The following is a 20,428-nucleotide window of genomic DNA, read 5'->3' on the forward strand; positions in this document are numbered from 1 at the left end:
ACCACATGAAACGTACCACCCTTGCCGTCGCGGCAGCCTGCGCCATGGGCGCGACCAGCGTACACGCCCAGATCTCGGGCGACACCATCAAGATAGGCTTCATCACCGACATGTCCGGCCTGTACACGGACATTGACGGGCAGGGCGGGGCGGAGGCCATCAAGATGGCCATTGCCGACGCCGGCGGCAACATCAACGGCAAGAAAATCGAGTTCATCTCGGCCGACCACCAGAACAAGGCCGACATCGCCGCCTCCAAGGCGCGCGAATGGTTCGACCAGCAGGGCGTGGACATGCTGATCGGCGGCACCAATTCCGGCGCCAACCTGGCCATGGCCAAGGTGGCGGCGGAGAAGAAAAAAATCTTCATCTCCATAGGCGCGGGATCGGCCCGCCTGACCAACGAGGAATGCACGCCCTACACCATCCACTACGCCTACGACACGGTGGCGCTGGCGCGCGGCACCGGCGGCGCCATTGTCAAGCAGGGCGGCAAGAGCTGGTATTTCCTGACCGCCGACTACGCCTTTGGCCAGTCGCTGGAAAAGGATACCTCGGACGTGGTGAAGGCGGCCGGCGGCCAGGTGCTGGGCTCGGTCAAGCATCCGCTGTCGGCCTCGGACTTCTCATCCTTCCTGCTGCAGGCGCAAGCGTCCAAGGCGCAAATCCTGGGCCTGGCCAACGCCGGCGGCGACGCCATCAATTCCATCAAGGCCGCCAACGAATTCGGCATCACCAAGGGCATGAAGCTGGCTGGACTACTGATCTTCATCAATGACGTGCATTCATTGGGGCTTAACCTGACCCAAGGCATGTACCTGACGGACGGCTGGTACTGGGACTTGAACCCGGACACGCGGGCCTGGTCCAAGCGCTACTTCGAAAAGATGAAAAAGGAACCGTCCATGCTGCAGGCCGGTGACTACTCGGCAGCCAGCAATTACCTGAAGGCGGTCAAGGCGACCGGCACCGACAACAGCGAGAAGGTCATGGCCTACCTCAAGGCCAGCAAGGTCAACGACATGTTCGCCAAGAATGGCGAGATCCGGCCGGACGGGCGCTTCGTCCACGACATGTATTTGATGGAGGTGAAAAAGCCGTCGGAATCCAAATATCCCTGGGATTACTACAAGCTGGTCGCCACCATCCCCGGCGCCCAGGCCTATGTGACCAAGGCCGAGACCAAGTGCGCCTTGTGGAAGTAGGCGGCGGTTTCCCTGTTTAACCCAAGCCGCTGCCCTTGGCGGGCGGCGGCGCACGCGTGTACCCAGTCATGGAAATATTCGGCCGTCCACTGCCTTTCCTCATGAGCCAGCTGATGCTGGGCCTGGTCAACGGATCGTTCTACGCCATGCTGTCGCTGGGCCTGGCGGTGATCTTTGGCTTGCTGAACGTGATCAATTTCGCCCACGGCGCCCTGTACATGATGGGCGCCTTCCTGGCTTGGATGGGGATGACGTATTTCGGCCTGAGCTACTGGGCCATGCTGCTGCTGGCGCCGTTGCTGGTGGGGCTGTTCGGCGTGCTCATCGAACGCAGCATGCTGCGCTGGCTATACCAGCTGGACCACCTGTACGGGCTGCTGCTGACCTTTGGCATCACGCTGCTGGTGGAGGGCGTGTTCCGCTCGTTCTACGGCGTGTCCGGCCAGCCCTTCCCGGTGCCGGAGCAGCTGGCCGGCGCCACCGACCTGGGCTTCATGGTGCTGCCGAATTACCGCGCCTGGGTGGTGCTGGCTTCGCTGGCGGTATGCCTGGGAACCTGGTTCGTGATCGAGAAAACCAAGCTGGGCGCCTATTTGCGGGCCGGTACCGAGAACCCCAAGCTGGTCGAGGCTTTCGGCATCAACGTGCCGCTGATGGTGACCCTCACTTACGGCTTTGGCGTGGCCCTGGCCGGCTTTGCCGGGGTGCTGGCGGCGCCCGTGATACAGGTGCAGCCGCTGATGGGGCAAAACCTCATCATCGTGGTGTTTGCCGTGGTGGTGATAGGCGGCATGGGGTCCATCATGGGTTCCATCTTCACCGGGCTGGCGCTGGGCGTGATCGAGGGATTGACCAAGGTGTATTACCCGGAATTCTCGTCCACCGTGGTGTTCCTGGTGATGGTGCTGGTGCTGCTGGTGCGGCCGGCCGGCCTGTTCGGCAAAGAAAAGTAAGGGGCGGCGATGAACAAGACTATCGGTTATGTGCTGGCGCTGGTGATCGCCGTGCTCCTGCCGCTGGCGGGCGGCTATCCCGTATTCCTGGCCAAGCTGCTGTGCTTTGCCCTGTTTGCCTGTTCCTTCAATTTGCTGATCGGCTATACCGGCTTGCTGTCCTTCGGCCACGCGGCCTTTTTTGGCAGCGCCGGCTATGTGGCGGGCAATGCGCTCAAGCTGTGGGGATGGGGACCGGAGCTGGGCATCCTGGCGGGTATCGCGGCGGCCGCCCTGGTGGGGCTGGTGATGGGCGTGCTGGCGATACGCCGCCAGGGCATCTACTTTTCGATGATCACTTTGGCGCTGGCCCAGATGGTGTATTTCGGCGCCCTGCGCGCCGGCGAGTTCACGGGCGGCGAGGATGGCTTGCAGGGCGTGCCGCGCGGCCGTTTGCTGGGCGCCATCGACCTGGGCAACGATTTGTGGCTGTATTACTTCGTGCTGCTGCTGTCGGTGCTGGGCTTCGCGCTGATCGTGCGCACCGTGCATTCGCCGTTTGGCCAGGTGCTCAAGGCCATCAAGGAAAACCAGCCGCGCGCCGTGTCGCTCGGCTATGACGTGGATAAATACAAGCTGTTGGCCTTCGTGCTGTCCGCCGCGCTGAGCGGCCTGGCAGGCGCGCTCAACACCTTGGTACAAGGCTTCGAAACGCTGACCGACGTGCACTGGTCCATGTCCGGTCTGGTAATCCTGATGACGCTGGTAGGGGGCATGGGCACCATGGCCGGCCCCATGCTGGGCGCGGTGCTGATCATCGCGCTGGAAAACAAGCTGGGCGACCTGGGCAACGTCCTGGCGTCGCTTACCGGCATTGAATGGTTCCATACGCTGGGGGAGGCGGTCAGCATGGTGACGGGATTGATTTTCATCGCCTGCGTGCTGCTGTTCCGGCGCGGCATCATCGGGGAAATCGTGGCCAGGTTCGCAGGCGGCGGCAAGCCCGCCTGATCCACGGAGGGTACCATGAACACCGTAATGAGCAAGACTGCCTGGACGGCAGTGGGACTGGCCGCGTGCGCGGCATTGACGGCCTGCGGCTCCGGTCACGACGACCACCGCCCCATCAACATCAAGCCCGCCTACCTGGGGGCGATCAGCAGCACCACTTACGACGGCAACAGCGACGATTTGCTGACTGCCGGACTGGGCAAGACCGGACTGGCCTCGGCTGCGCCACCGGCCTATGCCGATCCGAATAATCCGACCCCGGCCGAGCTGCGCCGTAACGCCATCTGGTCCAACTACCGGGCCGTGCTGGACATTGCCGCCAACAGTGGCTACGGCACCTTGTACGGGCCGAATGTCAACACAGCAGGCGTACCCACCAGCAGTGAAGGCAAGATCGCCGGCACCGAGTACCTCGCCTATACGGACGACGGCAGCGGCAAGGAAAACGTGACCCTGATGGTGCAGGTGCCAGCCGGCTTCGACCCGGCCAATCCGTGTATCGTCACCGGCACTTCCAGCGGCTCGCGCGGCATCTACGGCGCCATCGGCAGCTCGGGCGAATGGGGGCTCAAGCATAACTGCGCCGTGGCTTACACCGACAAGGGTACCGGCACCGGCTTGTACACCTTCGACGACGACAGCGTGAACCTGCAGAACGGTGTGCGCGCCACACGCACGGCAGCCGGCAGCCGCGCCATTTTTGCGCCCACGCTGGACGACGCCGTGCGCGCTGCATTTGCCGCCGCCTATCCTTACCGTATCGCCTTCAAGCATGCTCACTCGCAGCGCAATCCGGAAAAGGATTGGGGCCGCTACACCCTGCAGGCGGTGGAGTTCGCTTTCTATGTGCTGAACGAGCAATTCGGTCCGGTAGCCTGGGACAACAAGCACCGCATACGCCTGACGCCGAAAAATACCATCACCATCGCCTCCAGCATTTCCAACGGCGCCGGCGCGGCCCTGCTGGCAGCCGAGCAGGATGTCCAGGGCCTGATCACCGGCGTGGCGGCCACCGAGCCGCAGGTTCAGCCCTACACCACGCTGGGCTACAGCGTGCGCCAGGGTGGCCAGCCGGTCAGCGCCTACGGCAAGCCGCTGTACGACTATTCCACTTATGCGGCCTTGTACCAGCCCTGCATTGCCGGCAGCGCGGGCCGCTGCACGGCGCTGGTGTCCAAGGGCCTGCTGAGCGGCGCCACCCTGGCGGCCCAGCAGGCCGATGCGCTGGCGCGCATGCACGCCTACGGCTGGCTGCCCGATTCCGACCCGCTGCAGGCCTCGCACGCGCTGACCAACGTGCTGGTGGCCGTGACCTATGCCAATGCCTATGGCCGCTTTTCCGTGACCGACAAGGTGTGCGGCTTCAGCTTCGCCCTTACCGATGCGGCTGGTGCACCGGTGGCCATGAGCGCGGCATTCAAGGCCAGCAGTTTCGCCACACAGAACGGCATCATCGGCACGCCCGTGTACGAGGACGCGGTGGGCGGTGCACGCGCCTACAACCTGGCAGTGTCACCCAGCACCGGACTGGCCGACCAGGCCCTGGACGGCTTCCTTTGCCTGCGCGCCCTGGCCCTGGGCGTGGACCCCGTCACGGGCGGGCCGCTGAACGCCACGCTGGCGCTGCAAAGCGCCCGCGTGAAGGCTGGCATCGCCGAGGTGCTGGCGACCGGCAACCTGCACGGCAAGCCGGCCATCATCGTGCAGGGCAGGGCCGATACCCTGATCCCGGTCAATCACGCTTCGCGCGCTTACCTGGGGCTCAACAGCCTGGCTGAAGGCGCCGCCAGCCGCCTGCGCTACGTCGAGGTCACCAATGCCAATCACTTCGATGTCTTTACCAGCGCCTTGCCCACCGTGGTGGTGCCTTTGCATGTCTACCTGTTCCGTGCGCTGGACGCCATGTATGCCCACCTGCGCGACAAGACCGGCTCGCCGCTGCCGCCCTCGCAGGTGGTGCGCACCGTGACGCGGCCCGATAACACGGTGCCCATCACCGTCGCCAACGTGCCGCCGATTTCCCCGACGCCGCCGGCAGCGGACGCCATCACCGTGAGCGGCACGGTGGTGAACGTGCCCAACTAGGCTGGCGGCATTGCCCGCTCCAGCCGGCCATACTCGGCAGCGCTCAGCGGCGCCACGGCGGCCAGGCCCAGGTTATTCTGCACGTGGGACGGTTGGCTGGTGCCGGCCAGCGCAGCCGTCAGGCCCGGTGTGGAGCGCACGAACTGCAGGCAGCGCTGGGCCGGGCTGGCGAGGCCGGGCAGTGCTGCAAGCCACGGCGGGTCCTGCAGCCGGCCCTGGCCCAGGGCCGCGCTGGCGATCACGCTGATGCCCAGCTCGGCGGCTTGTTCCAGCACCTTGTGTACCTTGTCCCCGGTATTACGCAGCTGCAGATTGATGGGCAGCTGAAGGAAGCGGAAATGGTGGCGCGGGCCTGCCACCTCCCGCGCCAGGCCAGCCAGCATGGGCAGCGACAGGCTGCCGTCGCGGCAGCCGTGCCAGGTCGCCGCGCCATACCAGCGTAGCTTGCCTTCGGACACGGCCTGTTCCAGCCGGCCGAAAGCACGCCGCAGGCGCTCTTCGAAGGTGGCGGCGTCGGCTTCGTCCAGCTGGTGCTCGGGATTGTGCAGGTAATAGATGTCCAGCGTCTCCAGGCCCAGGTTGCGGCGGCTGCGCTCGATCTGGTCGGCCAGGAAGGAGGGCGCAATGCAATGCGCCTTGCCGACGATGGCAGCTCCCTCCAGCGCAGCCGGGGTGATGGCGCCCGGCGTCAGATAGCCACCCTTGGTACACACCACCACGGCCTCGCGGCTGCCACCATCCTCGATAAAGCGGCGCAAGCCTTCTCCCACGCACAGCTCGGAGCGCTGGTGGCGGTAGTTGATGGCGGTGTCGATCAGGTTGATGCCACCGCCCAGCGCGGCGTGTACCGTAGCGGCATAGCCCTCGTCGGTGGACAGGTCGAGGTTACCACGGTAGGTGCCCAGCCCAACGCTGGACAGCAGCAGGTCCTGGGCCTGGCGCAACCAGCCATTGCGGGCCGTGCCGCTGCGCTCGGCGTGGCTGGCGATGGCGGCCGCCGTCGCATGGCCGGGCAGGGCGCGTCGCGGGCCGAAGGTGGAGCCATCGAGCAGCCATTGCAGCTGGGCGCTGGCGTCCTCCACCATGTTGCGGATGATGGCGTCCGCCTGTCCGGATGGACTGAGCCGGTAATCGGGCGTCACCTGGGACAGGACCGTTTGGACGACCAGCTGGCGTACCGCCGTGAAGCGCTGCGCCGGCTGCTCGGCTTCCAGCCGCTCCAGGGCACGGTCATAGCTGTCCGTCGGCAGCGGCACGGCGGTCAGGGCGGCGCGCGCCGTTTGCGATTCCTGCTGCGCCATGCTGGCCAGCGCGCTGCTCCAGGCGGCGCTGCGCTCGGGCGGTATGCTGGCCAGCGACACGGCTTCGCGCCAGTAGCGGTCCAGCAACAGGTGCACGTCGGCGCCGGCCGCGGGTGGATGCTCATCCAGCAGTTCCAGTACCTGGTTGAACCAGGACAGGAAGCGCTGGCCTGCTGGGCCCAGCTCGCGTGATGCAAGCTTGCCGATTTGTTCACCCAGGTAGTGGGCGCGCGCCAGCGCGGTGCGGCGCCCGACCAGGTGGGCCGGGCCATATTCCTCCTGCAGGTCGCTGCGCTGGCCAGCCGCCTCGCACAGCAGCGCCAGATGGGTGTAGACGTGGAAGGCTGCCAGCGCGCGGTGCACGTCCCAATAATTGTTGCGGGTGGCGTCAGGACGGTTCCACGGGGAGTGGATCAGCGGCGCTCCGGTGCGGGTGAAGTCGGGCGCCAGCAGGGTGTGGCCGGCGCGCAGATCATAGAATTGCTGGTGCAGTGATTCGTGGTACAGGTGTTCGGCCAGGGTCCAGGGATTGGCCAGCATGCGCCGGCTGAGGAATACCGTACCGCTGAGCCGGTATTCCGAGCTGGACAGCCTGCCGGCCCACACGCCGCGCTCGGGGAAGAATACGGCCAGGTGAGTGTGGGTGAGGGCGCTGTGGGCCGAGGCCGGCAATAGCTGGCGCAGCAGGCCCACGCCCAGGTCCAGCATGGCGAGTTCGTCCTGGTTCAGGGCGCAGGGTTGTTCCTGGCCATAGTCCAGGCTCAGCACATGTGCGAACGCTTGCTTGTAGACGCTGTCCGGGCAGTCGGGCTGCCACACCCAGGCCAGCTCCGCGTCCTGGTCCAGGTGCCGGCTCAGGCTGCCACCGAGCGGCGCGGGACGGGCGCTTGCCAGGTCGTGCGCGGCCATCTCCATCACGGCCTGGCACATGGCCAGTGGCATGCCGTAGGCGTCCCCGGTTTCCACCTGTACCTGGGCATGCTGGATGGCGCAGCGCACCACGGTGTCGCCCAGCGTGCGATACACCTGTGTTGCCTTGGCCTGCGCCAGGCGCGCCAGCAGCAGGTCCGCTTCCGGCAAAGCCAGCGCCAGCCGGTCCAGGCGGCGCAGGTAGGCCGCGTGCATTTGTTCAGTGAGGTACTGATGCTCGCCGAAGCGGTGACTGGCAAGCAGCGCGTCGATGTCGGCCACGGGCAGCTCGGCCTCGGTAATCGGTTCGGCTAGCATGATCGTTCCCTCCTGTCAGCCGCGTTGCGGCAGGGTTTGAAGAATGATGCGCTCCAGGATACCGCCCAGGTCAGTGACCGAGCTGTGATGCTGGGAGTGGTGCGAGTTGGGCGAGCTGTGGCTTTCGTGATGGGTCTCGCCGGCCCGGCTGATGGTTTCCAGCTGGTCGATTTGCGTCTGCAGATAGCTGAAATCGTCGGCGTTCAGGGTGGCCCTGAGCTTGGTCATGATGTCCTTGATGCGTGATGCGTCGGCCATGTCACACCTCCTTGGGTTGTACTGCGGTTGTCTGGGCTAACGATATGCCGGTCACGCGCACTGTCTTGGAGGTCGCTCAACAAATGTGACTGGGTTTTTACGGAACTTTTAACAGATGTGCTTTACAAACTATGCAAAAGTCGCATCGGCCACAACCGCTTTCTTCCGTACAATGATGCTCTTGGACATGTTGCGAGGGGTGGCGGGTGGAGTATCTGGTCTTGGCGGTGGCTGCGTTCAGCGCGGGCCTGGTGGACGCGGTGGTGGGAGGCGGGGGGCTGATACAGCTGCCCGTGCTGTTTTCCATGTTTGGCAATATGGCGCCAGCCACGCTGCTGGGGACCAGCAAGCTGGCCGGCGTGTTCGGGACGGCGGCGGCGGCGGTGAACTATGCCCGCCGGGTGCGGATTGCATGGACCACGGCCGCCCCCGCAGCCGTGGCGGCGTTCGCCTTTTCTTTTTGCGGCGCCTACACGGTCACCAAGCTGCCGGCCGATTTCATGCGCGCCCTGTTACCGCTGGTGCTGATCGCCGTGGCGGTCTACACCTTCAAGAAGAAGGACCTGGGCAGCATCCACGCACCGCTGCATACGGGCACCAGGGAGCGGGTGATTGCCGTACTGGTCGGCGCCGCCATTGGCTTCTACGATGGCTTTTTTGGTCCGGGCACCGGCAGCTTCCTCGTATTCCTGTTTGTGCGCTTCTTCGGTTTTGACTTCCTCGACGCCTCGGCTGTGGCCAAGGTGGTCAATGTGGCTTGCAATGTGTCTGCCTTGCTGTGGTTTGGCTACAGCGGTCACTTGCTCTGGCAGCTGGGCTTGATGATGGCGGTGTGCCAGGTTGGCGGCTCCCTGCTGGGTACCAGGCTGGCGATGCGACACGGCAGCGGTTTTGTACGCCGCGTGTTCCTGGTCGTGGTGACCATCCTGATCATCAAGACCGGCTATGACGCGGTATTGCGTTGGCAAAGTTAGCGATTGTTTCACGTGGAACAAAAACGGTTTGAGCACGAGAGGGCGCCATGGCGCCCTTTTTTACGCCCCGGCTCAATGTTTCACGTGAAACAAAGCGTGGTGTTTTCGGGTTTATTTTTGCCTAAAAAAGTCGCAGCTACAAAAAAACCCTATAATTTGACTTCAATCCCTACCGCACTACTTTTCCTATGTTATTTCCTACTCAATTCGACGTCATCGTTGTCGGCGGTGGTCACGCCGGCACCGAGGCTGCCCTCGCGTCGGCCCGCATGGGCCAGAAAACCCTGCTGCTGACGCACAATATCGAAACGCTGGGCCAGATGTCGTGCAATCCCTCCATCGGCGGCATCGGCAAGGGCCATCTGGTCAAGGAAGTCGACGCCATGGGCGGCGCCATGGCCATCGCCACCGATGAAGCCGGCATCCAGTTCCGCATCCTGAATTCCTCCAAAGGCCCTGCCGTGCGCGCTACACGCGCCCAGGCCGACCGTATCCTGTACAAGGCCGCGATCCGTTCGCGCCTGGAAAACCAGCCCAACCTGTGGCTGTTCCAGCAGGCTGTCGACGACCTGATGGTGGAGGGCGACCGCGTGGTCGGCGCCGTCACCCAGATCGGCTTGAAATTCCTGGCCCCCGCCGTGGTGCTGACCGCCGGTACTTTCCTCGACGGGAAGATCCACGTCGGCCTGCAGCATTACTCCGCCGGACGCGCCGGCGACCCGCCTGCCATCTCGTTGTCGGCCCGTTTGAAGGAGCTCAAGCTGCCGCAGGGCCGTTTGAAAACCGGCACGCCGCCGCGCATCGACGGCCGCAGCATCGATTTTTCGCGCATGACGGAGCAGCCCGGCGACCTCGATCCGGTGCCGGTATTCTCGGTCATGGGCAACACTGCCATGCACCCGAAACAGCTGCCGTGCTGGGTCACCCACACCAACAGCCGCACTCACGACATCATCCGTGGCGGGCTGGACCGCAGCCCCATGTACACCGGCGTGATCGAAGGCGTGGGCCCGCGCTATTGCCCGTCCATCGAAGACAAGATCCACCGCTTCTCGGCCAAGGAATCACACCAGATTTTCCTGGAACCGGAAGGCTTGACCACCCACGAGTTCTACCCCAACGGCATCTCCACCAGCCTGCCGTTCGACGTGCAGATCGAGCTGGTGCGCTCCATGGTCGGACTGGAAAACGCCCATATTTTGCGCCCCGGCTATGCCATCGAATACGATTATTTCGACCCGCGCGGCCTCAAGTCCTCGCTGGAAACCAAGGCCATCCATGGCCTGTATTTCGCCGGCCAGATCAACGGCACCACCGGCTACGAGGAAGCCGCCGCCCAGGGCATGCTGGCCGGTATCAACGCCGCCCTGCAAACCCAGGGCAGGGAAGCCTGGTCTCCGGGCCGTTCCGAAGCCTACCTGGGCGTGCTGGTGGACGACCTGGTGACGCAAGGTGTGCAGGAGCCGTACCGCATGTTCACCAGCCGCGCCGAGTACCGTCTTAGCCTGCGCGAAGACAATGCCGACATGCGCCTGACCGAGATCGGCCGCGAATTGGGCGTGGTGGGCGACGCCCAATGGGAAGCCTTCGACCGCAAGCGTGAAGCCGTCGCCAAGGAGCTGGAACGCCTGCGTTCGACCTGGGTCAACCCGCGCATCCTGGCCGCCGCCGAGTCGGAACGCGTGCTGGGCCAGCCCATCGAACGTGAGTATTCGCTGGCCGACTTGCTGCGCCGTCCGGGCGTGGAATACGACAAATTGATGAGCATGGAGGGCGTGGACGGGCGCGAACTGGCCGGTCCCGGCGTCACCGATGATGCGGTGCGCGAGCAGATCGAGATCCAGCTCAAGTACTCGGGCTACATCGACCGCCAGCTGCGCGAGGTGGAGCGCCACGAGCATTACGAGAACCTGAAACTTCCGGAAGGCTTGCAATACCTGGACATCAAGGCCCTGTCCTTCGAGGTGCGCCAGAAACTGGACAAGCAGCGTCCGGAAACCCTGGGCCAGGCGTCGCGCATCTCCGGGGTTACCCCGGCGGCTATCTCGCTGCTGCTGGTGCACCTGAAAAAGGCCGGCTACGGCGGCTTCGTGGCGCAACAGGATGAGGCAGTTCAATGAAGGTGTTCGACCGTGCGGCAGTATCGGAAGTGTTGAACAAGGGCATACAGGAACTGGCGCTGCAGCTGGACGCCGGCCGGGTGGACCAGCTGCTGGACTACCTGGCTCTGCTCAACAAGTGGAACAGCGTGTACAACCTGACCTCGGTGCGCGATCCCATGCAAATGGTGACCTTGCACCTGCTGGATTCGCTGGCGGCCGTGCCGGCGTTTGCCGGCGCCCGCAATGTGCTGGACGTGGGAGCAGGGGGAGGATTGCCGGGCATGGTGCTGGCCATTGCCCGGCCGGACATGAAAGTGTCCATGATAGACACGGTGCATAAAAAGACAGCCTTCTTAAACCAGGTGAAGGCAGAGCTAAGCCTGGCCAACGTCACCGTGTACACGATGAAGGTGGAACAGCTGGAAGTGAAGCAGAAATTCGACGTCATCACCTCGCGCGCATTTGCCGACCTGTCCGACTTCGTCAACTGGTCCGGGCACGTGCTGGAGGAGGGCGGCAAGTTCATCGCCCTGAAAGGGACGGCGCCGGAGGAGGAACGCCAGCGGCTGCCCCAGCCATGGAGCGTGAGCGATTTGCAGCCCCTGCGGGTGCCGGGGCTGGACGCGGAGCGGCACCTGGTATTCATTTCCAGGGCTTGAGCCAAGAAACGTATAAACGATTTATACGGTATAAATACAACATACCGTATAAACTGTATAAACGACCTATATCGTTTATACGAACTAAACAGTATAAATAGAAAATCATAGATGGCAAAAATATTTTGCGTAGCAAACCAGAAGGGCGGCGTCGGCAAGACCACCACCGCGGTCAACCTGGCGGCCGGCCTGGCCAAGCTGGAACAGCGCGTGCTGCTGGTCGACCTCGACCCGCAGGGCAACGCCACCATGGGCGCCGGCATCAACAAGGCGGGGCTCACGGCATCGACCTATGAGGTCATGCTGGGCACGTCCGACATTGCCGCCGCGCGCCAGCGTTCCGAGCATGGCGGCTTCGACGTGCTGCCGTCCAACCGCGAACTGGCCGGGGCCGAGGTGGAGATGGTGGAACTGGAACGGCGCGAGTCGCGCCTGAAGGATGCGCTGCAGCTGGTGGCCAAGGACTACGACTTCGTGCTGATCGACTGTCCGCCGGCCCTGTCCATGCTGACCCTGAACGGCCTGTGCGCCGCGCATGGCGTCATCATCCCCATGCAGTGCGAGTACTATGCGCTGGAAGGCTTGTCCGACCTGGTCAACACCATCAAGAAGGTGCACGCCAACCTGAACAAGGAACTCAAGATCATCGGCCTGCTGCGCGTGATGTTCGATCCGCGCATGACCTTGTCTCAGCAGGTGTCGGCCCAGCTGGAACAGCACTTCGGCGACAAGGTGTTCAAGACCATCATTCCGCGCAACGTGCGCCTGGCCGAGGCGCCGTCCTATGGCGTACCGGGCGTGGCCTTCGATCCTTCGTCCAAGGGCGCCCAGGCCTACATCGCCTTCGGCGCCGAGATGGTCGAACGCATCCAGAAAAAATAAGGGTAGATATGGCAACCAAGAAATTCAAAGGAGGCCTGGGTCGCGGCCTCGATGCGCTGCTGGGCGGCGACGGCGACTTGAACAATCCGGCGGCGGGCACGCCATCCGAGCTACCCGTGTCGCAGCTGCAGGCCGGCAAGTACCAGCCGCGCACCCGCATGGACGAGGGCGGCCTGCAGGAGCTGGCCGCCTCCATCAAGACCCAGGGCATCATGCAGCCCATCCTGGTGCGCCCGGTCGGGCAGGCCGGCGGCGTGACCCAATACGAGATCATCGCCGGAGAACGGCGTTTCCGCGCCGCGCAACTGGCCGGGCTGGAACAGTTGCCGGTGCTGGTGCGCGAGGTGGACGACCAGGCGGCCGCCGCCATGGCCCTGATCGAGAACATGCAGCGCGAGGATTTGAATCCGCTGGAGGAAGCCCAGGGCATACACCGCCTGATCACGGATTTCGGCTTCACCCACGAACAAGCCGCCAACGCGGTGGGACGTTCGCGCAGCGCCGTGTCCAACCTGCTGCGCCTGATGAACCTGGCAAAGCCGGTGCAAACCATGCTGATGGCGGGAGATATCGACATGGGCCATGCGCGCGCCTTGCTGGCGGTGGACGCCGCCAGCCAGATCACGCTGGCCAGCACCGTGGTGGCCAAGCGCCTGTCGGTGCGCGAAACGGAAAAACTGGTGGCGAAAACCGTGGAGGAGCAGAAAGCCGCGCCGCCGACGGCACGCCAGAAGGACAAGCCGGGCGATATCGTGCGGCTGGAAGAAGAATTATCGGATACGCTCGCCACCCCCGTCGTCTTCAAGATGGGCGCCAAGGGGCGCGGCCAGCTGATCATCGACTTTGCCGACCTGGAGGTGCTGGACGGGGTCCTGGCCCGCCTGCGGGCTTGAACGGCGGACAGCGTTCAACTACTTGTATATGCAGGCAACTGCATATACAGGGAAAACGACAAACTCATCATTATGAGCGATCGTGGTGCAAACATTGCTCAATTTGGTGTTAAAGCGTGTCTTTCGTGCACCATTTGCTCTGCTGCGGTGCAGCAATGTTTGACGTCATGAATGAAAGACACATATAATCCCGTGTCTTTGGGTTAATCGGGCTTGGCGCGTGAGCAATTCAACAAGTATTTCCAAGCCTGTCTTTAAAGTCGTGGCCCTCCAGTTAGCCATCGCAACTGGGTTCGCATTGCTCGCGTGGAACATCGGCGGAGCACTCAAAGGATGGTCGGCCGCCTATGGCGGAGGTATCGCAGTCATCGGGAGCCTGATGTACGCGATGATCGTCGCGGGCGGAAATAAAGACGCAAAGCAAGCATTTCGGACGCATGTGCGGGCCGAATTGGCAAAGATATTTATCACGGTAGTGCTGCTGGGTGCGGCACTGGCGCTGTTTCAGTCGGCCTCCTGGTTATGGCTGATATTAGGATTCGCAGTGGCAACCTTGGCATATTGGTTCTCGCTGCTCGCGGTTTAAATCATCAGTTCCGGCGCAGGGGATCGCTCCGGGGTTAAGCAAAAATCTTACTTATATTGACCTATGACCACAGAACACGCTGCTGAAGCGGGCCACGCGGCTCCGGCAAATGCCACGGAATACATCCAGCACCACCTGTCCCACCTGCACAATGCCGGCGCCACCGGCCCTGGCGACACCTTCAACCTGGATACCTTCTGGATCTCGGCCATCCTGGGCCTGGTATTCCTGGTGGTGTTCAAGCTGGCGGCCCGCAAGGCGACCGCCGGCGTGCCTGGCAAACTGCAGAACTTCGTCGAATTCGTCATGGAACTGGTCAATGACGTCGTCAACTCCGCGTTTCATGCCAAGAGCAAGGTGATCGCGCCGCTGGCCATCACGATCTTCTGCTGGGTTTGGCTGATGAACGCCATGGACTTCCTGCCGGTCGACCTGCTGCCCATGGTCGCCAGCCAGTTCGGCATCCACAAGCTGCGCGTGGTGCCGACCGCCGACGTCAACCACACCTTCGGCATGTCGTTCGGCGTGCTGATCTGCATCATCGGTTTCTCCATCAAGGCCAAGAGCCTGGGTGGCTGGTTCAAAGAATTGCTCACCGCGCCGTTCCACGCCCATGGCTTCATGGCCATCGTGCTGGCGCCCATCAATTTCATCTTCCAGATGATCGAGCTGCTGGCCAAACCACTGTCGCTTTCGCTGCGACTCTTCGGCAACATGTATGCCGGCGAACTGATCTTCATCCTGATCGCTTTGCTGCCATGGTGGGGCCAGTGGCTGTTGGGTGGCCCATGGGTAATCTTCCACATACTGGTGGTCACCCTGCAAGCTTTCGTGTTTATGGCGCTGACTGTCGTGTACCTGAGCCTTGCGGTTGAGAAGCACTAATTCGGCAAACTTGGTTTTAACTTTTTAGTATCTGTAGTTTTTTTTAAATCTTAGGAGAAATATAAATGCAAGCTCTGATCGCTCAAGTACAAGGCTTCACCGTTCTGGCCGCCGCTATCATCATCGGCCTGGGCGCCATCGGCACCGCTCTGGGTTTCGCCATTCTGGGCGGCAAATTCCTGGAAGCCTCGGCTCGCCAGCCTGAACTGATGCCCCAGCTGCAAACCAAACTGTTCGTGATCGCCGGTCTGCTGGACGCCATCTCGATGATCGGCGTTGGTGTCGCTCTGCTGTACACCTTCAACAACCCCTTCCTGAACGCCGTTATCCAAGCCGCCGGCAAGTAATCGCTCCCCTTTTAGGAGAACCTTTTAGTTAGGAGCTAAGGTATGGACATTACCATGTCTCTCGTCGGCCAGATGATCACCTTCGCGGTGCTCGTCTGGGCGTCGATGAAGTTCGTCTTCCCGGCGCTCAACAGCGCGCTGGACGAGCGTGCCAAGCGCATTGCCGACGGCCTGGCCGCCGCCGACCAGGGCCAGCAGGCCATGGTGGTGGCCGAGAAACGCGCCGCCGAGGCCCTGTCCTCGGCCCGCGACGAGGCTGCGCAACGTGTTGCCGACGCTGAAAAGCGCGCGCAACTGGTCGCCGAAGAAATCAAAGCCAACGCCAAAGCCGAAGCCGACCGCATCATTGCGCAAGCCAAGGCAGAAGCCGAGCAGCAAATCACCCAGGCCCGCGAAGCACTGCGCGCCCAGGTTGCTGACCTGGCCGTCAAGGGCGCCGAGCAAATCCTGAAGCGCGAAGTGACTGCGTCGGCCCACGCCGACCTGCTGGCGCGCCTGGCGACCGAGCTGTAATCATGGCAGAACTCGCAACCGTCGCCCGTCCCTACGCGGAAGCCCTGTTCCGCGTGGCCCAAGCCGGCAACCTCGGCGCCTGGTCCGATCTGGTGTCCGAACTGGCCCAGATCGGCGCCAACGAAGAGGTGCTGGCCTATGTCCGCAATCCGAAAGTGTCGGAGAGCGAAGTGGCCGCCACCGTCGCCGCGCTGCTGAAAACGCCGCTGAGCGCCGAAGCCAAGAACTTCCTCGACATGCTGATCGGCAATGGCCGGATCGAACTGCTGCCGGAAATCGGCGCCCAGTTCCAGCTGCTGAAAAATAGCGCGGAAGGTGCGGCGGATGCCGAGATCTCCAGCGCCTTCGAGCTGAGCGCCGCCCAGGTTACTGAGCTGGTCGCCACGCTGGAAAAGAAATTCAGCCGCAAGCTCAATCCGAGCATCACGGTAGATCCATCGCTGATCGGTGGCGTGCGCGTGGTCGTCGGCGACGAAGTGCTGGACACTTCGGTGCGCGCCAAGCTGCAGCACATGCGTGTTGCGCTGGCCGCCTAAGTCGGCGCCGCAGACCCTTTTTCCTCGCGCAAGCTGAGAGAACACCATTTAGGAGTTAGTATGCAACTCAACCCATCTGAAATCAGCGAGCTGATCAAGAGCCGGATCCAAGGCATTGACGGCGGCGCTGAAGTGCGCAACCAAGGCACGGTTATTTCCGTTGCCGACGGTATCTGCCGCATCCACGGCCTGTCGGAAGTGATGCAAGGCGAGATGCTTGAATTCCCGGGCAATACCTTCGGCCTGGCCATGAACCTGGAACGCGACTCCGTCGGCGCCGTGATCCTGGGCGCCTACGAGCACATCTCGGAAGGCGACACCGTCAAGACCACCGGCCGCATCCTGGAAGTGCCGGTCGGCCCCGAACTGCGTGGCCGCGTGGTCAACGCCCTGGGCCAGCCTATCGACGGCAAGGGCCCGGTCAACACCGCCCTGACCTCGCCGATCGAGAAAATCGCTCCCGGCGTGATCGCCCGCGAATCCGTCTCGCAGCCGATGCAGACCGGCCTGAAATCGATCGACGCCATGGTGCCTATCGGCCGTGGCCAGCGTGAGCTGATCATTGGCGACCGCCAGACCGGCAAGTCGGCCGTGGCAGTGGACGCCATCATCAACCAGAAGGGCCAGGGCATGACGTGCATCTACGTCGCCATCGGCCAAAAAGCGTCGACCATCAAGAACATCGTGCGTTCGCTGGAACAGCACGGCGCCCTGGAGTACACCATCGTGGTGGCTGCTTCGGCTGCCGAGTCGGCTGCCATGCAGTACATCTCGGCCTACTCCGGCTGCGCCATGGGCGAGTACTTCCGCGACCGCGGCGAAGACGCCCTGATCGTCTACGATGACCTGTCCAAGCAAGCCGTCGCCTACCGTCAAATTTCGCTGCTGCTGCGCCGTCCGCCGGGCCGCGAAGCCTACCCTGGCGACGTGTTCTACCTGCACTCGCGCCTGCTGGAGCGCGCCGCCCGCGTCAACGCCGACTATGTCGAAGCGTTCACCAACGGCGCCGTGAAAGGCAAGACCGGTTCGCTGACCGCCCTGCCCATCATCGAAACCCAGGCTGGCGACGTGTCCGCCTTCGTGCCGACCAACGTGATCTCGATTACCGACGGCCAGATCTTCCTGGAGACCTCGCTGTTCAACTCGGGTATCCGTCCCGCGATCAACGCCGGTATCTCGGTGTCGCGCGTCGGTGGCGCCGCCCAGACCAAGGTCATCAAAAACCTGTCCGGCGGTATCCGTACCGACCTGGCCCAGTACCGTGAGCTGGCCGCGTTCGCGCAGTTCGCTTCCGACCTGGACGAGTCGACCCGCAAGCAGCTGGACCGCGGCGCCCGCGTGACCGAGCTGCTGAAACAGCAGCAGTACTCGCCGCTGTCGATCTCGCTGATGGCCGCCTCGCTGTTCGCCGTGAACAAGGGCTACCTGGACGACATCGAAGTCAAGAAAGTGCTGCCCTTCGAAGCCGGCCTGCATTCGTACCTGAAGGCCAAGCAAGCCGCGCTGCTGTCCAAGATTGAAGAGACCAAGCAACTGGACAAGGACAGCGAAGCAACGCTGGCCGCCGCCATTGCCGACTTCAAAAAATCCGGCGCATTCTAAGGACATCGGCGGTCCGGCGACGGACCGCCATTACGCGCACAAGGAGTAAGGACTCATGGCAGTAGGCAAAGAGATACGAGGCAAGATCAAGAGCGTAGAGAATACGAAGAAGATCACCAAGGCGATGGAAATGGTTGCCGCATCGAAAATGCGCAAGGCGCAGGACCGTATGCGCGCCGCCCGTCCCTACAGTGACAAGATTCGTAACATCGCCGCCAATCTGGCCAACGCGAACCCCGAATATTCCCACCCGTTCCTCGCTGAAGAGCAGAAAACGGAGGCGAAAGCCGTAGGCTTCATCGTCGTCACGACCGACAAGGGTCTGTGCGGCGGTTTGAACACCAACGTGCTGCGCCAGGTGACGGCCAAGGCGCGCGAACTGGAATCCGCAGGCAACAAGATACAAGCTGTCGCCATCGGCAACAAGGGCCTGGGTTTCCTGAACCGGATCGGCGTTCCCGTGGTGGCGCATGCGATCCAGATTGGCGACACCCCGCACCTGGACAAGCTGATCGGCCCGGTCAAGGTCATGCTCGAGAAATTCGAGAGTGGCGAACTGGATGCCGTGTACGTGTGCTACACCAAGTTCATCAACACGATGCGTCAAGAGCCGATGGTGGAGCAGCTGCTGCCGCTGCCGGCCGCCAAGAAGCAGGCTGACGCCGGTAATCACAACTGGGATTACATCTACGAGCCGGATGCCGGCACCGTGATCGATGAGCTGCTGGAGCGCTACGTGGAAGCCCTGGTGTACCAGGCGGTGGCGGAAAACCTGGCGTCCGAGCAGTCGGCGCGCATGGTGGCCATGAAGGCCGCCAGCGACAACGCGGGCAATGTGATCGGCGAACTCAAGCTGGTCTACAACAAAACCCGCCAGGCCGCGATTACCAAAGAACTTTCTGAAATCGTCGCCGGTGCGGCTGCGGTTTAAACGACAACTATATTTGAAGGAACGAACATGGCTGATGGCAAAATCGTTCAGTGTATCGGCGCAGTGGTGGACGTGGAGTTCCCGCGCAACGCGATGCCCAAGGTTTTCGACGCCTTGAAAATGGAAGGGTCCGAGCTGACCCTGGAAGTGCAACAGCAGCTGGGCGACGGCGTGGTCCGTACCATTGCTCTGGGTTCGTCCGACGGCCTGCGCCGCGGCATGACCATCCAGAACACCGGCAAACCCATCATGGTTCCGGTCGGTAACGGCACCCTGGGCCGCATCATGGACGTGCTGGGCAACCCGATCGACGAACGCGGCCCGGTGTCGCAAGAGCAGGTCGCCTCCATCCACCGCACCCCGCCGGCCTACGACGAGCTGTCGCCGTCGCAAGACCTGCTGGAAACCGGCATCAAGGTGATCGACCTGGTGTGCCCGTTCGCCAAGGGCGGTAAAGTCGGCCTGTTCGGCGGCGCCGGCGTGGGCAAGACCGTGAACATGATGGAACTGATCAACAACATCGCCAAGGCGCACTCGGGTCTGTCCGTGTTTGCCGGCGTGGGCGAGCGTACCCGTGAAGGTAACGACTTCTACCACGAAATGGCCGATGCCAAGGTGGTCGACCTGGACAACCTGGGCAACTCCAAAGTGGCCATGGTGTACGGCCAGATGAATGAACCGCCGGGCAACCGCCTGCGCGTGGCGCTGACCGGCCTGACCATCGCGGAATCGTTCCGTGACCAGGGCAAGGACGTGCTGTTCTTCGTCGACAACATCTACCGCTTCACCCTGGCCGGTACCGAAGTGTCGGCACTGCTGGGCCGTATGCCTTCCGCCGTGGGCTACCAGCCTACCCTGGCCGAGGAAATGGGCCGCCTGCAGGAGCGCATCACCTCGACCAAGACCGGTTCGATCACCTCGATCCAGGCCGTGTACGTCCCTGCGGACGACTTGACCGACCCCTCGCCCGCCACCACCTTCGGCCACCTGGATTCGACCGTGGTGCTGTCGCGTGACATCGCCTCGCTGGGTATCTACCCCGCCGTGGACCCGCTGGACTCGACCTCGCGCCAGCTGGACCCGCTGGTGGTTGGCCAGGAACACTACGAGACCGCGCGCGCCGTGCAGGGCACCCTGCAGCGCTACAAGGAACTGCGCGACATCATCGCCATTCTGGGCATGGACGAACTGGCGCCGGAAGACAAGCTGCTGGTGGCCCGCGCCCGTAAGATGCAGCGTTTCCTGTCGCAGCCGTTCCACGTCGCCGAAGTGTTCACCGGCGCGCCTGGCAAGTATGTGTCGCTGAAGGACACCATCAAGGGCTTCAAAATGATCGCCTCCGGCGAACTCGATCACCTGCCGGAACAAGCGTTCTACATGGTCGGCACGATCGAAGAAGCCATCGAAAAAGCCAAGAAGCTCAACTAATCATTGAGCGTGGCGGGGGGGGGGGGGGGGGGGGGGGGGGGGGGGGGGGGGGGGGGGGGGGGGGGGGGGGG

At 63.0% G+C, this 20,428-nt stretch carries 19 protein-coding genes; 17 read left to right on the plus strand and 2 right to left on the minus strand.

Features of this window, described 5'->3' with window-relative positions:
- Nucleotides 1-5: 5 nt before the first annotated feature.
- The 4 genes from ACLB1G_RS24485 (at nucleotide 6) to ACLB1G_RS24500 (ending at nucleotide 5,233) form a co-directional block, all read left to right on the plus strand.
- The gene (locus ACLB1G_RS24485; RefSeq protein ID WP_491629871.1) at nucleotides 6-1,205 is read left to right on the plus strand and encodes an ABC transporter substrate-binding protein; all 1,200 of its coding nucleotides are present in this window, start codon (nucleotides 6-8) and stop codon (nucleotides 1,203-1,205) included.
- A 68-nt stretch (nucleotides 1,206-1,273) separates the two neighbouring features.
- The gene (locus tag ACLB1G_RS24490; protein ID WP_491629872.1) at nucleotides 1,274-2,158 is read left to right on the plus strand and encodes a branched-chain amino acid ABC transporter permease; all 885 of its coding nucleotides are present in this window, start codon (nucleotides 1,274-1,276) and stop codon (nucleotides 2,156-2,158) included.
- Nucleotides 2,159-2,167: 9 nt separating this feature from the next.
- Entirely contained in the window at nucleotides 2,168-3,148 is a 981-nt protein-coding gene (locus ACLB1G_RS24495; RefSeq protein ID WP_491629873.1) for a branched-chain amino acid ABC transporter permease, read from the plus strand.
- Nucleotides 3,149-3,163: 15 nt separating this feature from the next.
- Nucleotides 3,164-5,233 (plus strand): 3-hydroxybutyrate oligomer hydrolase family protein, encoded by a 2,070-nt coding sequence (locus ACLB1G_RS24500; protein ID WP_491629874.1) that lies wholly within the window; start codon nucleotides 3,164-3,166, stop codon nucleotides 5,231-5,233.
- Here ACLB1G_RS24500 and ACLB1G_RS24505 read toward each other — a convergent pair.
- Entirely contained in the window at nucleotides 5,230-7,761 is a 2,532-nt protein-coding gene (locus ACLB1G_RS24505; RefSeq protein WP_491629875.1) for an aldo/keto reductase, read from the minus strand. The two genes, ACLB1G_RS24500 and ACLB1G_RS24505, sit on opposite strands and share 4 nt — an antisense overlap.
- 15 nt (nucleotides 7,762-7,776) lie before the next feature.
- The gene (locus ACLB1G_RS24510; protein ID WP_491629876.1) at nucleotides 7,777-8,019 is read right to left on the minus strand and encodes a hypothetical protein; all 243 of its coding nucleotides are present in this window, start codon (nucleotides 8,017-8,019) and stop codon (nucleotides 7,777-7,779) included.
- Nucleotides 8,020-8,225: 206 nt separating this feature from the next.
- Here ACLB1G_RS24510 and ACLB1G_RS24515 point away from each other — a divergent pair, with 206 nt between their 5' ends.
- The 13 genes from ACLB1G_RS24515 (at nucleotide 8,226) to atpD (ending at nucleotide 20,357) form a co-directional block, all read left to right on the plus strand.
- Nucleotides 8,226-8,993, plus strand: a complete 768-nt coding sequence (locus ACLB1G_RS24515; RefSeq protein ID WP_491629877.1) for a sulfite exporter TauE/SafE family protein — start codon at nucleotides 8,226-8,228, stop codon at nucleotides 8,991-8,993.
- A 188-nt stretch (nucleotides 8,994-9,181) separates the two neighbouring features.
- Entirely contained in the window at nucleotides 9,182-11,113 is a 1,932-nt protein-coding gene (mnmG, locus tag ACLB1G_RS24520; protein WP_491629878.1) for a tRNA uridine-5-carboxymethylaminomethyl(34) synthesis enzyme MnmG, read from the plus strand.
- On the plus strand, nucleotides 11,110-11,754 hold the full coding sequence (gene rsmG / locus ACLB1G_RS24525; RefSeq protein WP_491629879.1) for a 16S rRNA (guanine(527)-N(7))-methyltransferase RsmG: 645 nt from the start codon (nucleotides 11,110-11,112) through the stop codon (nucleotides 11,752-11,754). Before mnmG ends, rsmG begins: the two co-directional genes overlap by 4 nt.
- A 111-nt stretch (nucleotides 11,755-11,865) precedes the next feature.
- Entirely contained in the window at nucleotides 11,866-12,636 is a 771-nt protein-coding gene (locus tag ACLB1G_RS24530; protein ID WP_491629880.1) for a ParA family protein, read from the plus strand.
- 8 nt (nucleotides 12,637-12,644) lie between these two features.
- Nucleotides 12,645-13,529, plus strand: coding sequence for a ParB/RepB/Spo0J family partition protein (locus tag ACLB1G_RS24535; protein ID WP_491629881.1), 885 nt, complete (start codon nucleotides 12,645-12,647; stop codon nucleotides 13,527-13,529).
- Between the two features lie 220 nt (nucleotides 13,530-13,749).
- Nucleotides 13,750-14,115: an ATP synthase subunit I gene (locus ACLB1G_RS24540; protein ID WP_491629882.1), complete on the plus strand. Its 366-nt coding sequence runs from the start codon at nucleotides 13,750-13,752 to the stop codon at nucleotides 14,113-14,115.
- 63 nt (nucleotides 14,116-14,178) lie between these two features.
- A complete protein-coding gene (gene atpB, locus ACLB1G_RS24545; RefSeq protein ID WP_491629883.1) occupies nucleotides 14,179-15,000 on the plus strand; it encodes a F0F1 ATP synthase subunit A in 822 nt (273 codons plus the stop codon).
- A gap of 65 nt (nucleotides 15,001-15,065) precedes the next feature.
- Entirely contained in the window at nucleotides 15,066-15,347 is a 282-nt protein-coding gene (atpE, locus tag ACLB1G_RS24550) for a F0F1 ATP synthase subunit C (RefSeq protein WP_491629884.1), read from the plus strand.
- A 42-nt stretch (nucleotides 15,348-15,389) separates the two neighbouring features.
- Nucleotides 15,390-15,860 (plus strand): F0F1 ATP synthase subunit B, encoded by a 471-nt coding sequence (locus tag ACLB1G_RS24555; RefSeq protein WP_491629885.1) that lies wholly within the window; start codon nucleotides 15,390-15,392, stop codon nucleotides 15,858-15,860.
- Nucleotides 15,861-15,862: 2 nt separating this feature from the next.
- Complete coding sequence (locus ACLB1G_RS24560; protein ID WP_491629886.1) at nucleotides 15,863-16,396, plus strand: F0F1 ATP synthase subunit delta; 534 nt, start codon at nucleotides 15,863-15,865, stop codon at nucleotides 16,394-16,396.
- A 60-nt stretch (nucleotides 16,397-16,456) separates the two neighbouring features.
- A complete protein-coding gene (atpA, locus tag ACLB1G_RS24565) occupies nucleotides 16,457-17,998 on the plus strand; it encodes a F0F1 ATP synthase subunit alpha (protein WP_491629887.1) in 1,542 nt (513 codons plus the stop codon).
- A gap of 55 nt (nucleotides 17,999-18,053) precedes the next feature.
- Entirely contained in the window at nucleotides 18,054-18,929 is an 876-nt protein-coding gene (gene atpG, locus ACLB1G_RS24570) for a F0F1 ATP synthase subunit gamma (RefSeq protein ID WP_491629888.1), read from the plus strand.
- Nucleotides 18,930-18,956: 27 nt separating this feature from the next.
- Nucleotides 18,957-20,357 (plus strand): F0F1 ATP synthase subunit beta, encoded by a 1,401-nt coding sequence (atpD, locus tag ACLB1G_RS24575; protein ID WP_491629889.1) that lies wholly within the window; start codon nucleotides 18,957-18,959, stop codon nucleotides 20,355-20,357.
- Nucleotides 20,358-20,428 lie beyond the last annotated feature (71 nt).

This window comes from Duganella kummerowiae (genome assembly GCF_053572355.1).

Bases quoted from the DNA above. Each gene is read 5' to 3' on its own strand.
- ACLB1G_RS24485 (WP_491629871.1), top strand. From the start codon at position 6: ATGAAACGTACCACCCTTGCCGTCGCGGCAGCCTGCGCCATGGGCGCG.
- ACLB1G_RS24490 (WP_491629872.1), top strand. From the start codon at position 1,274: ATGGAAATATTCGGCCGTCCACTGCCTTTCCTCATGAGCCAGCTGATG.
- ACLB1G_RS24495 (WP_491629873.1), top strand. From the start codon at position 2,168: ATGAACAAGACTATCGGTTATGTGCTGGCGCTGGTGATCGCCGTGCTC.
- ACLB1G_RS24500 (WP_491629874.1), top strand. From the start codon at position 3,164: ATGAACACCGTAATGAGCAAGACTGCCTGGACGGCAGTGGGACTGGCC.
- ACLB1G_RS24505 (WP_491629875.1), bottom strand. From the start codon at position 7,761: ATGCTAGCCGAACCGATTACCGAGGCCGAGCTGCCCGTGGCCGACATC.
- ACLB1G_RS24510 (WP_491629876.1), bottom strand. From the start codon at position 8,019: ATGGCCGACGCATCACGCATCAAGGACATCATGACCAAGCTCAGGGCC.
- mnmG (WP_491629878.1), top strand. From the start codon at position 9,182: ATGTTATTTCCTACTCAATTCGACGTCATCGTTGTCGGCGGTGGTCAC.
- rsmG (WP_491629879.1), top strand. From the start codon at position 11,110: ATGAAGGTGTTCGACCGTGCGGCAGTATCGGAAGTGTTGAACAAGGGC.
- ACLB1G_RS24530 (WP_491629880.1), top strand. From the start codon at position 11,866: ATGGCAAAAATATTTTGCGTAGCAAACCAGAAGGGCGGCGTCGGCAAG.
- ACLB1G_RS24535 (WP_491629881.1), top strand. From the start codon at position 12,645: ATGGCAACCAAGAAATTCAAAGGAGGCCTGGGTCGCGGCCTCGATGCG.
- atpB (WP_491629883.1), top strand. From the start codon at position 14,179: ATGACCACAGAACACGCTGCTGAAGCGGGCCACGCGGCTCCGGCAAAT.
- atpE (WP_491629884.1), top strand. From the start codon at position 15,066: ATGCAAGCTCTGATCGCTCAAGTACAAGGCTTCACCGTTCTGGCCGCC.
- ACLB1G_RS24555 (WP_491629885.1), top strand. From the start codon at position 15,390: ATGGACATTACCATGTCTCTCGTCGGCCAGATGATCACCTTCGCGGTG.
- ACLB1G_RS24560 (WP_491629886.1), top strand. From the start codon at position 15,863: ATGGCAGAACTCGCAACCGTCGCCCGTCCCTACGCGGAAGCCCTGTTC.
- atpA (WP_491629887.1), top strand. From the start codon at position 16,457: ATGCAACTCAACCCATCTGAAATCAGCGAGCTGATCAAGAGCCGGATC.
- atpG (WP_491629888.1), top strand. From the start codon at position 18,054: ATGGCAGTAGGCAAAGAGATACGAGGCAAGATCAAGAGCGTAGAGAAT.
- atpD (WP_491629889.1), top strand. From the start codon at position 18,957: ATGGCTGATGGCAAAATCGTTCAGTGTATCGGCGCAGTGGTGGACGTG.